13 protein-coding genes and 1 pseudogene are annotated in these 12,622 nt (G+C 51.4%); 6 read left to right on the forward strand and 8 right to left on the reverse strand.

Annotation, left to right across the window (positions count from 1 at the left end):
• From E0D98_RS08735 to pmrD, 5 genes and pseudogenes are all read left to right on the forward strand, one after another.
• A pseudogene (locus E0D98_RS08735) lies at nucleotides 1–230 on the forward strand (2-succinyl-6-hydroxy-2,4-cyclohexadiene-1-carboxylate synthase); the annotation flags it as partial.
• 14 nt (nucleotides 231–244) lie between these two features.
• A complete protein-coding gene (gene menB, locus E0D98_RS08740; protein WP_000639996.1) occupies nucleotides 245–1,102 on the forward strand; it encodes a 1,4-dihydroxy-2-naphthoyl-CoA synthase in 858 nt (285 codons plus the stop codon).
• A complete protein-coding gene (gene menC, locus E0D98_RS08745; protein WP_001255609.1) occupies nucleotides 1,102–2,064 on the forward strand; it encodes an o-succinylbenzoate synthase in 963 nt (320 codons plus the stop codon). The genes menB and menC overlap by 1 nt, the downstream gene beginning before the upstream one ends.
• Nucleotides 2,061–3,416 carry an o-succinylbenzoate--CoA ligase gene (menE, locus tag E0D98_RS08750; protein WP_000577556.1) on the forward strand — a complete coding sequence of 452 codons (1,356 nt, stop codon included), beginning with the start codon at nucleotides 2,061–2,063 and terminating at the stop codon, nucleotides 3,414–3,416. Before menC ends, menE begins: the two co-directional genes overlap by 4 nt.
• Nucleotides 3,417–3,525: 109 nt before the next feature.
• A complete protein-coding gene (gene pmrD / locus E0D98_RS08755; protein WP_001297080.1) occupies nucleotides 3,526–3,792 on the forward strand; it encodes a signal transduction protein PmrD in 267 nt (88 codons plus the stop codon).
• Here the strand turns inward: pmrD and arnF are convergent.
• From arnF to arnB, 7 genes are read right to left on the reverse strand one after another with little or no spacing between them, the layout of a single operon-like run.
• On the reverse strand, nucleotides 3,786–4,172 hold the full coding sequence (arnF, locus tag E0D98_RS08760) for a 4-amino-4-deoxy-L-arabinose-phosphoundecaprenol flippase subunit ArnF (RefSeq protein ID WP_000523005.1): 387 nt from the start codon (nucleotides 4,170–4,172) through the stop codon (nucleotides 3,786–3,788). The two genes, pmrD and arnF, sit on opposite strands and share 7 nt — an antisense overlap.
• Entirely contained in the window at nucleotides 4,172–4,507 is a 336-nt protein-coding gene (arnE, locus tag E0D98_RS08765; protein WP_000638031.1) for a 4-amino-4-deoxy-L-arabinose-phosphoundecaprenol flippase subunit ArnE, read from the reverse strand. The genes arnF and arnE overlap by 1 nt, the downstream gene beginning before the upstream one ends.
• Nucleotides 4,504–6,156: a lipid IV(A) 4-amino-4-deoxy-L-arabinosyltransferase gene (gene arnT / locus E0D98_RS08770; protein ID WP_000844046.1), complete on the reverse strand. Its 1,653-nt coding sequence runs from the start codon at nucleotides 6,154–6,156 to the stop codon at nucleotides 4,504–4,506. Before arnT ends, arnE begins: the two co-directional genes overlap by 4 nt.
• Nucleotides 6,156–7,046, reverse strand: coding sequence for a 4-deoxy-4-formamido-L-arabinose-phosphoundecaprenol deformylase (gene arnD, locus E0D98_RS08775; protein WP_000169728.1), 891 nt, complete (start codon nucleotides 7,044–7,046; stop codon nucleotides 6,156–6,158). The genes arnT and arnD overlap by 1 nt, the downstream gene beginning before the upstream one ends.
• Nucleotides 7,043–9,025, reverse strand: a complete 1,983-nt coding sequence (gene arnA / locus E0D98_RS08780) for a bifunctional UDP-4-amino-4-deoxy-L-arabinose formyltransferase/UDP-glucuronic acid oxidase ArnA (RefSeq protein ID WP_050877059.1) — start codon at nucleotides 9,023–9,025, stop codon at nucleotides 7,043–7,045. The genes arnD and arnA overlap by 4 nt, the downstream gene beginning before the upstream one ends.
• On the reverse strand, nucleotides 9,025–9,993 hold the full coding sequence (gene arnC, locus E0D98_RS08785) for an undecaprenyl-phosphate 4-deoxy-4-formamido-L-arabinose transferase (RefSeq protein ID WP_000461661.1): 969 nt from the start codon (nucleotides 9,991–9,993) through the stop codon (nucleotides 9,025–9,027). Before arnC ends, arnA begins: the two co-directional genes overlap by 1 nt.
• Nucleotides 9,994–9,996: 3 nt before the next feature.
• Complete coding sequence (arnB, locus tag E0D98_RS08790; RefSeq protein WP_001342601.1) at nucleotides 9,997–11,136, reverse strand: UDP-4-amino-4-deoxy-L-arabinose aminotransferase; 1,140 nt, start codon at nucleotides 11,134–11,136, stop codon at nucleotides 9,997–9,999.
• Nucleotides 11,137–11,443: 307 nt separating this feature from the next.
• Between arnB and ais the strand changes: the two genes are divergently transcribed.
• The gene (gene ais / locus E0D98_RS08795) at nucleotides 11,444–12,046 is read left to right on the forward strand and encodes a lipopolysaccharide core heptose(II)-phosphate phosphatase Ais (protein ID WP_001297077.1); all 603 of its coding nucleotides are present in this window, start codon (nucleotides 11,444–11,446) and stop codon (nucleotides 12,044–12,046) included.
• A 38-nt stretch (nucleotides 12,047–12,084) separates the two neighbouring features.
• Here ais and nudI read toward each other — a convergent pair whose 3' ends face one another.
• Entirely contained in the window at nucleotides 12,085–12,510 is a 426-nt protein-coding gene (nudI, locus tag E0D98_RS08800; RefSeq protein ID WP_001249889.1) for a nucleoside triphosphatase NudI, read from the reverse strand.
• Nucleotides 12,511–12,622 lie beyond the last annotated feature (112 nt).

Below are 12,622 nucleotides of genomic sequence, written 5' to 3' on the forward strand. Positions count from 1 at the left end.
CCGCCATGCTGGAGGCGACTTCTCTCGCCGTCCAGCCTGATTTACGTGCTAACCTTAGCGCCCGCACATTTGCGTTTTATTATTTATGTGGTGAACGTGACAGCAAATTCCGCGCCCTGGCGGCGGAACTGGCTGCCGACTGCCATGTCATTCCTCGCGCCGGACATAACGCGCATCGGGAAAATCCCGCTGGCGTAATCGCAAGTCTGGCGCAGATCTTGCGTTTCTGACTAAAGGACACAATATGATTTATCCTGATGAAGCAATGCTTTACGCACCGGTTGAATGGCACGACTGCTCCGAAGGTTTCGAGGACATTCGTTATGAAAAATCCACCGACGGTATCGCAAAAATCACCATTAATCGTCCGCAGGTGCGCAATGCCTTCCGTCCTCTGACGGTAAAAGAGATGATCCAGGCACTGGCAGATGCGCGTTATGACGACAATATCGGCGTGATCATTCTGACTGGCGCAGGCGATAAAGCGTTCTGCTCCGGTGGTGACCAGAAAGTGCGTGGTGATTACGGCGGCTATAAAGATGATTCCGGCGTACATCACTTGAACGTGCTGGACTTCCAGCGTCAGATCCGTACCTGTCCGAAACCGGTTGTCGCGATGGTGGCTGGCTACTCCATCGGCGGTGGTCACGTTCTGCACATGATGTGCGACCTGACTATCGCAGCAGATAATGCCATCTTCGGTCAGACTGGCCCGAAAGTCGGTTCCTTCGACGGCGGCTGGGGCGCTTCCTACATGGCTCGTATCGTCGGGCAGAAAAAAGCGCGAGAAATCTGGTTCCTGTGCCGTCAGTACGACGCAAAACAGGCGCTGGATATGGGCCTTGTCAACACCGTGGTACCGCTGGCGGATCTGGAAAAAGAAACCGTCCGTTGGTGCCGCGAAATGCTGCAAAACAGCCCGATGGCGCTGCGCTGCCTGAAAGCTGCGCTGAACGCCGACTGTGACGGGCAGGCGGGGCTGCAAGAGCTGGCGGGCAACGCCACCATGCTGTTCTACATGACGGAAGAAGGTCAGGAAGGTCGCAACGCTTTCAACCAGAAACGTCAGCCTGATTTCAGCAAATTTAAACGGAATCCGTAATGCGTAGCGCGCAGGTATACCGCTGGCAGATCCCCATGGACGCGGGGGTGGTTCTGCGCGACAGGCGGTTAAAAACCCGCGACGGGCTGTACGTTTGCCTGCGTGAGGGCGAGCGCGAAGGGTGGGGGGAGATCTCCCCACTGCCGGGCTTCAGCCAGGAAACCTGGGAAGAGGCGCAAAGCGTGCTGCTTGCCTGGGTAAATAACTGGCTGGCAGGCGATTGCGAGCTACCGCAGATGCCTTCCGTTGCCTTTGGCGTAAGCTGTGCATTGGCGGAGCTGGCAGATACGCTCCCGCAGGCGGCCAATTACCGTGCGGCACCACTGTGTAATGGCGATCCTGACGATCTGATCCTCAAACTTGCTGATATGCCAGGCGAGAAAGTGGCGAAGGTCAAAGTGGGATTGTACGAAGCCGTGCGCGACGGCATGGTGGTTAATCTGTTGCTGGAGGCAATTCCGGATCTGCATTTGCGTCTTGACGCAAATCGCGCCTGGACACCGCTGAAAGGCCAGCAGTTTGCCAAATATGTTAACCCGGATTATCGCCACCGCATCGCGTTTCTCGAAGAGCCGTGCAAAACCCGCGATGATTCGCGAGCGTTTGCCCGTGAAACCGGCATTGCCATTGCCTGGGATGAAAGCCTGCGCGAGCCGGATTTTGCCTTTGTGGCTGAAGAGGGCGTGCGCGCGGTAGTTATCAAACCCACGCTCACGGGCAGTCTGGAGAAAGTACGCGAGCAGGTACAGGCGGCGCACGCGCTGGGGCTGACGGCGGTGATCAGTTCTTCCATTGAATCGAGCTTAGGCTTAACGCAACTGGCGCGGATTGCCGCCTGGTTAACGCCGGACACCATTCCAGGGCTGGACACGCTGGATCTGATGCAGGCGCAGCAGGTACGTCGCTGGCCGGGTAGCACGCTGCCTGTCGTGGAAGTTGATGCACTGGAGCGGTTGTTATGATCTTCTCTGACTGGCCGTGGCGTCACTGGCGGCAAGTGCGGGGAGAAGCCATCGCCTTACGTCTTAATGACGAGCAACTTAACTGGCGCGAGCTTTGTGCTCGCGTCGATGAATTAGCCTCAGGCTTTGCGGCGCAGGGCGTTGTTGAGGGCAGCGGCGTGATGTTGCGGGCGTGGAATACGCCGCAAACGCTGCTCGCCTGGCTGGCGTTACTGCAATGCGGGGCGCGGGTGTTGCCCGTGAACCCTCAGCTGCCGCAACCGTTGCTTGAAGAATTGCTGCCCAATCTGACGCTGCAATTTGCGCTGGTGCCGGATGGGGAAAACACGTTTCCGGCGTTAACGTCGCTGCACATTCAGCGGGTTGAAGGCGCACATGCCGCTACGTGGCAGCCGACGCGTCTGTGCTCAATGACGTTGACCTCGGGTTCTACCGGGTTGCCGAAAGCCGCTGTCCATACTTATCAGGCCCATCTTGCCAGTGCCGAAGGGGTGTTATCGTTGATTCCGTTTGGCGATCACGATGACTGGTTGCTCTCTTTACCGCTGTTTCACGTCTCCGGTCAGGGAATTATGTGGCGCTGGTTATACGCTGGTGCGCGGATGACGGTGCGTGATAAACAGCCATTGGAGCAAATGCTGGCAGGCTGTACTCACGCTTCACTGGTGCCAACACAACTCTGGCGTTTGCTGGTTAACCGCAGTTCCGTTTCCCTGAAAGCGGTGTTACTTGGCGGCGCGGCTATCCCGGTCGAGTTGACGGAACAGGCGCGCGAGCAGGGGATTCGTTGCTTTTGCGGCTATGGTCTGACCGAGTTTGCCTCCACGGTGTGTGCGAAAGAAGCCGACGGCCTGGCAGACGTTGGTTCGCCGCTGCCGGGTCGGGAAGTGAAAATCGTTAATAATGAAGTGTGGCTGCGGGCTGCCAGTATGGCAGAAGGTTACTGGCGTAACGGGCAACTGGTTTCACTGGTTAATGACGAAGGCTGGTACGCTACGCGCGATCGCGGTGAGATGCATAATGGCAAGCTGACCATTGTCGGACGTTTAGACAATCTGTTCTTCAGTGGCGGTGAGGGTATTCAGCCGGAAGAAGTCGAGCGTGTTATTGCTGCACATCCTGCGGTTTTGCAGGTGTTTATCGTTCCCGTTGCCGACAAGGAGTTTGGTCATCGGCCGGTAGCGGTGGTGGAGTATGACCAGCAAACCGTTGATCTTGGCGAATGGGTGAAAGATAAGCTGGCTCGTTTTCAACAACCGGTGCGCTGGCTGACTTTACCGCCGGAGCTGAAAAACGGCGGTATTAAAATTTCACGTCAGGCGCTAAAAGAGTGGGTGCAACGTCAGCAATAATTAACCCTCCGTTTCACTTCTCATTTCTGCCATTCCATTGCCGTTGATAAAGAGTTTATCTGTTAATCTGTAAATTGATGTGAAAACTCTTAGCAAACAGGATAATGCAATGGAATGGCTGGTCAAAAAATCGTGCTGCAATAAACAAGATAACAGACATGTACTTATGCTCTGCGATGCTGGCGGCGCGATAAAAATGATCGCCGAAGTGAAGAGTGACTTCGCCGTGAAAGTGGGGGATTTACTCTCGCCTTTGCAGAATGCGCTTTATTGTATTAATCGTGAAAAGCTGCATACGGTGAAAGTCCTCTCGGCAAGCAGTTATAGCCCCGATGAGTGGGAACGGCAGTGTACAGCGGCAGGGAAAACTCAGTAACGTTGTTTTGTCGTGGGCAGGAAAATCAGCATCAACCCGCTCATAATACAGGCTACTCCCAGTAGTGCTTTCAGCGAAAAAGTCCCTTCCCAGCCGGGAAGTACCATTGAAGCAATCCATACCAGCACATAACTCATACTGAGCAAAGCATAGGCTTTGCTTAGCGCAAGTTTATGTAGCGTTTTATACCAACAAAAAACGGAAAGCAGATAACCCAGCAGCCCGAGTAACAGTATCCGGGCATCCAGGCCAAAAGCTAACAGAGCCGCGATAAAATCCCATAAGTGCGTCATCGGCGGCAGATGACTTGCCGCAAAACCCAGGCTTAATTGCGCAACTGAGGCAATAATGACGCTGAATAATCCCCATATCAGGCCCATTACACCGTACTCCCGAGGATCACAATGCCACCAATAATGAACGCCACCCCACACCAGTGACGCGGCGATACCGGTTCGTGCCACAGTTTTACTGCAGCCAGCGTCACCCAGACAAAATTCAGACTTAACATCGGGTAGGCAATGCCTACCGGTACGTTCTGCAAGACCAGCAGCCAGAGCACCATGGCAAGACCAAGACAAGCCAGCGCCAGTCCCAGCCACAGCACGATATGTTTGCGCCGTTTGTTTATCGCCACAAAGCAGGTTGCCTGTTTCTGACACAACTGCCCGGCAACGCTAAGCAAGCTGGCAAAGACTAATGTTAGCCAGATCATTTGGGACGATACTGAATCAGCACCAGACGCTCCTGACGATCGATGGCATCTGCGGGCGGAATGGCGAGACTGTTGATATCTTCATCGCGGTCAACCGAAAGCACGAGAGTAATAATCCCCTCCTGACGATGTTGATTAAGCCAGTTTGCGAACTCATCACCGCTGACAAATCTCCCTTTCGCATCCGGATAATTAAGGCCGTATTTCAACTCACCTGTCTGGCGATACATGATGATGTCATCGCGTTGCAGGCTCCATGCCAGACCTGCGGCAACACCGACGCTATCAGTAAGAATATAGCGGCTTGGCTGAAGTGATTCTTGTGTCATCTCGACAAAAAATTGCGGATGTTTTCCTTCCATAACTCTGTCAGGAATTGAAAATCCTACCAGCAACGCCAGCCCCAGCGGGCAAAGCGCGGCAAAAGGCCAGGTCTTTTCGACGTTTGTTAAGGTGTACCAGCCGAAAAATGCCCATAGCGAAAAAATCGACCAGGCACAAAAGACTTTATAGCTCTCGAAGGTTTGCCACACCGGCGTGTTCATTGGTCCCCACGGGGAGACCACAAATGTGGCAATAATGCCAGTGACGCCAAAAGCGATGTTAATCCAGCCATTAATCCGCAGCGCCAGAGGATTATTTTTTGCTGCCAGCAAAGCGTAATGCGCCATCAGCATTGCCAGAGATGCAAAGCAGGAAAGAATATAGGTGGGCAATTTACCTTTAGCGACGGAGAAAAACAGCAGCGGCATTATCGTCCAGCTCAACAAATAGACGGTTGCGGAATGCTTGCGGTTTTTCCAGCCTGTGTACAGTGCACCGGGGAGTAATCCCAGCCACGGCAGGCTACCGGCAATGATGACCGGCACGTAGTACCAGAACGGAGCTCTATGTTGGGCATCATCCAGTGCAAAGCGTTGAATATGCTCAACCCAGAAAAAATAGTGCCAGAAGTCAGGCTCCCGCTGCGCTATCGCCAGTCCCCAAGGGAGAACCGTCAGTACGCAACTGATAACCGCCAGCCAGCCGTAAATAAAGAGATCTTTCCAGCGTTTTTGCGTCGCTACCCATGGCAGCACGCTTAATACCGGCACGGCAAGGGCGAGAAAACCTTTGGTCATCACCCCCATGCCGCAGGTGATTCCCAGCAGTAAAAATCCTGCGCTTTTGCCTTTCCACGTCTGTGCCTGCATTGCCAGCCAGAAGCTGCACATTCCCGCCACCAGCCAGAATGCAATAAACGGATCGAGCACGGCATAAGTGCCGATGGCATAGACAATAAACAATGAGAGATAAATTACTGTGGCGAGTAGAGCCAGACGTTTATCGCGCCATAAGCGCAGAGTAAACCAGGTCACCAGCGCGGCAGTTAACAGGGTCGCAAAGATAACGCCTGCCCGCACACCAAAGTTATTCGCGCCAAATAGCCATTGCCCAATGCTGTTAATCCAGTATCCGGCAATGGGTTTTTCGAAATAACGTAGCCCTAACAGATGGGGCACAATCCAGTCGCCGGATGCCAGCATTTCTCGACTGATTTCCGCATAACGCGTTTCATCGGGTTGCCAGAGCAGACGCGTGCTGATCGGTAACAGGTAATAGCAGGCAATAAACGCGAAGAGGCCGATAAGGTAACGTACCGATTTCATCAGCGACTACCCGCAATTTGTTGGCAACCCAGCCAGCCTTCACGTCCGGCAATATTTCCGCGAACAACTTGTCCGAGCGGCAACGTCTCTGATAACAGTTCGCTTAAAGGGCAAAATGTCACGCCTTCCTGAGCTGCGCGTTTGAGGAGATCCACAAAATTATGCTGATAAGCGCAGCCTTCAACTTCTGCATGAATGGTATAAACCGGCGTGCCTTTATCTCGCAGGATGCGGTTGAGTAACCAACCGTTAAAATCTTCTGCTTTCACATCCCGACCAATCACTTCATCCCAGGTGGGTAAGGTCACCGGAATTTGCGCAGTGCCAGGGTTTCCTGATTCGAGCAATGGACGGAACGGCATGGCCCCACGACAATCGCTGTTGTAGCGCAAATGGAACGCTTCTTTTGCTTCGATCACCTTCTGGTCGGCACGCCAGCCCGCAGCGGCAGAACAGGTTACCGGTTGACCGATAATCTCTTCCAGAGTGCGAAGACCGCGTGCAATATCGTCGATCATTGTTTGCCGATCCCAGTTACCGCTACGGGCTTGCCAGGCATGGTGATCCCAGGCGTGCAGGCCGACTTCGTGATGTTTAGCCGCTTCACGAATGATATCGGCATTGGCATGACCAATCTCTTTACCTGGCCAGGCCGTACCTGCCAGTAAAATATCCCAGCCATAAAGCGATGCCGCATTTGAGCGCAGCATCTTCCACAAAAACTGTGGCTTCACCAGTCGCCAGAGATGGCGGCCCATATTGTCCGGGCCGACGCTGAAAAAAATGCTGGCCTGAATATTATGCTTACTCAAGATTTCCAGCAGACGCGGCACGCCTTCACGGGTGCCACGAAAGGTATCGACATCAATGCGTAAGCCTACTTTGGTCATGATGGTTTATCCGTAAGATCAACGGTGCGCAGGAAGAAATCCAGCGTTTCGTCGATGGTTTCCTGCATATCAATTTTCGGCTCCCAGTCCAGGCAGCGGTGGGCATTGCGGATGCTCGGTTTACGATGCTCTACGTCCTGATATCCTTTGCCGTAGTAGCTGCTACTTTCGACAACGCGAAAGCCCGCAAACGGTGGGAAATGATGGCGCAGCGGATGTTTTTCGAAGCTCGCCAGCAGCATCTCGCCCAGTTCCTCAATGCTCGCTTCGTTCTCAGGATTGCCAATGTTGATAATTTCACCGTCGCAGCGATTTCCCGCATTTTCGATAATGCGGTATAACGCCTCGATACCATCGCGAATATCAGTAAAGCAGCGTTTTTGTTTTCCGCCATCAATCAGCTTAATCGGTGAACCTTCTACCAGATTGAGAATGAGTTGCGTAATAGCGCGGGAGCTGCCGATTCGTGCCGCATTAAGGTTATCCAGTCGCGGTCCCATCCAGTTAAACGGGCGGAAGAGGGTGAACTGTAAACCCTCTTTTTCGCCATAGGCCCAGATCACCCGATCAAGTAATTGTTTTGATACCGAATAAATCCAGCGTGGTTTATTCACCGGGCCGACGATTAAATTAGAATGGTCCTCATCGAAGTATTTATCGCTACACATCCCATAAACTTCTGAAGTTGACGGGAAGATGATTCGCTTACGGTACTTCACGCAGTAGCGGATAATGCGCAGATTCTCTTCAAAATCGAGTTCAAATACGCGCAGCGGGTTGCGGGTATATTCAATCGGCGTGGCTATCGCCACCAGCGGCAAGACGACATCACATTTTTTGACATGATACTCAATCCATTCGGAATGAATACTGATATCGCCTTCAACAAAGTGAAAATGCGGATGATTCAGAAAACGGCTTATCGCATCGCTGCCAATATCCAGACCGTAAACTTCATAATGATCTTCGCGCAGCAGGCGTTCTGTCAGATGGTTGCCAATAAAGCCATTCACCCCGAGGATGAGTACCCGGGTACGGCGTCGGGCGGTGCAGGCAGGCTGGCTATTCAAGCGTGAACCTTGCACCAGGCCCAGCGTCTGCACTAATTGCGAGCCCTGCATAGTAATGCCGTCGCCCGCCTGTCCGGTGACGATTTCCAGCGCGCCATCGCCACAGGCAATCAGCAGTGGCGCAACAGAAATCACGCTCCCCGGCTGTGCTTTGCTGGCATGAGGATGAACACGCGACGACCAGACGGTGAATTTCTGATTGCCAACATAGCTGAAGGCACCCGGCCACGGATCGGCAACGGCACGTACCATGTTGTGCAGTACGGATGCCGGTTTATGCCATTCAAGGAAACTGTCATCCGGCGTTCTGCGACCAAAACAGGTGGCTTCGTTTTCGCGCTGGGCGATTTCCAGAATATTACCGTGTTTAATGGCGGGTAATGTCTGTTCCAGTAGCTGGCGCGCGGCATGGCACAATTTATGATGCAGCGTAATAGCGATATCGTCTGGCGCAATGGCAATGCGCAGTTGCGCCACAATGGCCCCGGCATCGGCACGTTTCACCATTCGGTGCAATGTAACGCCAGTTTCCGTTTCACCGTTGACCAGCACCCAGTTCAGCGGCGCGCGACCACGATATTTTGGTAACAGCGAACCATGCAGATTAAATGCACCTGCGGGAGCGAGCTGCAAAATTTCGTCGCAAATAAGATGGCGATAATAAAAAGAGAAAATCACATCTGGCGACAGTTGGGCAATGCGTTCCACCCACAGCGGATGATTAACGTCATCCGGCGCATAAACCGGAATGCCTCTTTCCGCTGCCAGACGAGCCACCGAACCATAAAAGGCTTTTTCACCGGGATTATCGGTATGGGTAAAAATGGCGCTAATTTCGTAACCGGCAGCCAGCAGAGCTTCAATACCGAGGCATCCCATATCGTGGTAGGCAAAAACGACGGTTTTCATTATTCATTTTCCTTGCTGGATGGACGGATAACTTGCTGAACAAAATAGCGGGGGCGGGCGCGGACATCGGTGTAGATCCTGCCGATATATTCACCGAGTAATCCCATGCCGATAAACTGAGCGCCAATAAAAGTAAACAGCACGGCAAATAGCATAAAGACGCCTTCTGCCGCCCATTGTGGTCCGAAGGTCAGGCGTAAAATCACCAGCAGCACCGCAATGCTAAAACCTCCAATCGCAATAATGCTGCCGAGCAGACTCAGCATACGTAGCGGCGTTGTGGTAAGGCAGGTCACCAGGTCGTACATCAAATTAATCAGGCGCATAAAACTGTATTTGGATTCACCAAACTCACGCTCGGAATGATGTACTGGAATTTCAATGGCACGGCGGGCGAAGATATTCGCCAGAATCGGGATAAAGGTGCTACGTTCATGGCAGTGCAACATCGCATCGACAATATGACGGCGATAGGCGCGCAGCATACAACCGTAGTCACCCATCGCTTTGCCGGTGGTGCGCTGAATAAGCCGGTTAATCATCTTCGAAGCTGTTTTACGAAACCAGCTGTCCTGGCGGTTCTGGCGTACAGTCCCTACCACGTCGTAACCTTCATCGGCTTTTGCCACCAGGCGGGGGATTTCTTCTGGCGGATTCTGGAGATCGGCATCAAGGGTAATAATTAAGTCGCCGGTAACGTGACTGAATCCCGCCATAATCGCTGAATGTTGCCCGTAATTGCGGTTAAGCAAAATAGACACAATATGGCTGTTCTCCGCTTGTGAGGCTTCGACCAGCATATGCGCGGAATTATCGCTACTGCCGTCATCAATCAGCAGGATCTCATACTCTTTCCCCAACGATTCACAGGCTGTGGTGGTGCGCCTGATTAATTCCGGTAAGCTTTCCTGCTCGTTATAAACGGGAATAACCACCGAGACTTTCTTAACAGGGTGGATTTCAAACATGGCTTATTGTCCTGCGAGTTGCTGAAGGGCTGTGATGACACGGTCGGCATCGGCGGTAGTCATATCCGGGAACAGCGGCAAAGAACAGATGCGTTCGCTATTCCATTCGGTATTCGGTAACGACAGCGTGGGAAAACGCTCGCGATAATATTTTTGTGTGTGAGCGGCGCGGAAATGTAACCCGGTACCAATGCCTCTTTCTTTTAACGCTTCCATCAACGCATCGCGACTGATACCACAACGTTGTTCATCGACACGAATAATAAACAGATGCCAGGCGTGAACGTGCGGCCAGGCGGGAAGGCTTAATGGCTGAAAGGGGAGAGCTGCCAGTGCTTGCTGATATTGCTGGGCAATTTCGCGCCGACGGGTGTTGAGGTGCTCTAATTTTGCTAACTGTGTCAGGGCAATTGCGGCGTTAATATCGGTCAGATTGTACTTATAGCCCGGTGTTAAGACTTCAGCCTGCGGTGCACGGCCCCAGGTTTGTCTGTCATAGGCATCGACACCCAGACCGTGAAATTTCAGCATCCGTAGCTGGCGGGCAAGGTTTTCATTATCAGTTACAATCAGGCCACCTTCCGCACAGGTAATATTTTTAATGGCATGAAATGAAAAAATAGCGGTACCTTTTGCGCCAATATGTCGCCCTTTGTAATACGTACCGACGGCATGGGCAGCATCTTCGATAACTGCGATGCCGTAACGTTCGCCAATGGCGCGAATGGCGTCAATATCTGCTGGCGCACCGGCATAATGCACCGGAATGATGGCTTTAGTGCGTGGCGTTATGGCTGACTCGATCGCTTCAGGCGTGACCATCAGCGTATCGCGGTCGACATCCACCATTACCGGCGTTGCACCCAACAAGGAAATCATATTGAGGGTTGAAACCCAGGTCAGGGAAGGCGTAATCACTTCATCGCCCTTGCCAATTTCCAACGCCATTAGCGTGATATGCATTCCGGCGGTGGCTGAACTGACCGCGATGGCATGCTGATTTCCCGTCAACTGGCAAAAGGCTTGCTCAAGCGCCTGATTCTTCGGACCGGTTGTGAGCCAACCGGATTCGAGAACCTCTTTAACTGCAGCGAGTTCCTCCACGCCCATTGCTGGTCGCGAAAAAGGCAAAAATTCTGACATTGCTTTTCCTTCCGCCATTGAATACCTGTCCACTTATATTTGCTATAAAGAGTGTTGTGTATATTTTGCCATTTGGAGCGAAATTTTAAGGATAGAATATTAACTTAACCTTAAGAAACTAATATTAGACGTAAATATTGAAATTTTTATATTTTTTCTTATTTAGGCTTTGCATTTGGCAAAATTTTGAGGCATTTTGCCGACATCGTAGGATTTTTAATATTACACCAACTGCTAATTATCGCCAGAAATGTCGCTCAATTTTACGGTAATTGTCTGGTTGCGCTTGTCTATAGGTGGAGTTTACGTGTTAGCTTTTTGCCGCTCATCATTGAAGTCAAAAAAATATTTCATCATTTTACTGGCGCTCGCTGCAATTGCCGGACTGGGTACTCATGCCGCCTGGAGTAGCAATGGTTTGCCACGTATCGACAATAAAACATTGGCCAGACTGGCACAGCAGCACCCGGTTGTCGTTTTGTTTCGCCATGCTGAACGTTGCGATCGTTCAACCAATCAATGCTTGTCAGATAAAACAGGTATTACGGTTAAAGGTACCCAGGATGCCCGTGAACTGGGCAACGCTTTTAGCGCTGACATCCCTGATTTCGATCTTTATTCCAGTAATACCGTCCGGACCATTCAGTCGGCGACCTGGTTTTCCGCGGGTAAAAAGCTGACGGTAGATAAACGACTTCTTCAGTGCGGTAATGAGATTTATAGTGCAATTAAGGACTTACAAAGCAAAGCGCCTGATAAAAATATCGTTATTTTCACCCATAATCATTGCCTGACATATATTGCTAAAAATAAGCGTGATGCGACATTTAAACCTGATTATCTGGATGGTTTAGTCATGCATGTGGAAAAAGGCAAAGTTTATCTGGATGGGGAATTCGTTAACCACTAAATTTTCAATCTGACAGCCAGTGATGGCTGTCATCATTGTTAAAGAAGACCTTTCAAACGTAACGTTTTTCGGGTGGCAACATTTAAATCATAATGCACCAGATCTTCAGGTTTTACCCACGCGTAGTCCTGAAACTCTTCGTTTATTTTCACTTCTCGGTTGGCAGAAACGCAGTCAAAAATCAGGTAAATCATATAAATCTCTTCCTTGCGACCATCTGCATACGTCTTGGTGCGAATATCATCGCTGAAGGTCCACGGCGTGATTTCTGTCAAAAGCAGCTGTTCTCCCAGTTCTTCGCGAATTTCGCGGCGTAGTGCCTCTTCAATTCGTTCGCCAGACTCCACGCCGCCACCCGAAAGCGCCCATTGACCGGGGAAAACGCCGCGATCGTCGGCCATTTTACACAGCAAATAAGCACCATCATTTTGAATCAAAGGGCATACAATAGTCCGTTGTCGCATAGGGGTATTCCTTATAAATAAAAAGAAACCATGAGAATACGGTAACTCAGAAATATGTGAAAGTGACAGTAATCTCTTTTGCAATGATAACTGCACTTATTATTATTTTTGT

Origin of the sequence: Escherichia sp. KCJ4928 (assembly GCF_004352695.1) — a bacterium.
Classification (GTDB): Bacteria; Pseudomonadota; Gammaproteobacteria; order Enterobacterales; family Enterobacteriaceae; genus ECMA0423.

Coding starts and splice junctions, on each gene's coding strand:
- arnC (WP_000461661.1), bottom strand. CDS start 9,993: ATGTTTGAAATCCACCCTGTTAAGAAAGTCTCGGTGGTTATTCCCGTT.
- menC (WP_001255609.1), top strand. CDS start 1,102: ATGCGTAGCGCGCAGGTATACCGCTGGCAGATCCCCATGGACGCGGGG.
- nudI (WP_001249889.1), bottom strand. CDS start 12,510: ATGCGACAACGGACTATTGTATGCCCTTTGATTCAAAATGATGGTGCT.
- arnA (WP_050877059.1), bottom strand. CDS start 9,025: ATGAAAACCGTCGTTTTTGCCTACCACGATATGGGATGCCTCGGTATT.
- arnF (WP_000523005.1), bottom strand. CDS start 4,172: ATGGGCCTGATATGGGGATTATTCAGCGTCATTATTGCCTCAGTTGCG.
- pmrD (WP_001297080.1), top strand. CDS start 3,526: ATGGAATGGCTGGTCAAAAAATCGTGCTGCAATAAACAAGATAACAGA.
- arnD (WP_000169728.1), bottom strand. CDS start 7,046: ATGACCAAAGTAGGCTTACGCATTGATGTCGATACCTTTCGTGGCACC.
- menE (WP_000577556.1), top strand. CDS start 2,061: ATGATCTTCTCTGACTGGCCGTGGCGTCACTGGCGGCAAGTGCGGGGA.
- menB (WP_000639996.1), top strand. CDS start 245: ATGATTTATCCTGATGAAGCAATGCTTTACGCACCGGTTGAATGGCAC.
- arnE (WP_000638031.1), bottom strand. CDS start 4,507: ATGATCTGGCTAACATTAGTCTTTGCCAGCTTGCTTAGCGTTGCCGGG.
- arnT (WP_000844046.1), bottom strand. CDS start 6,156: ATGAAATCGGTACGTTACCTTATCGGCCTCTTCGCGTTTATTGCCTGC.
- arnB (WP_001342601.1), bottom strand. CDS start 11,136: ATGTCAGAATTTTTGCCTTTTTCGCGACCAGCAATGGGCGTGGAGGAA.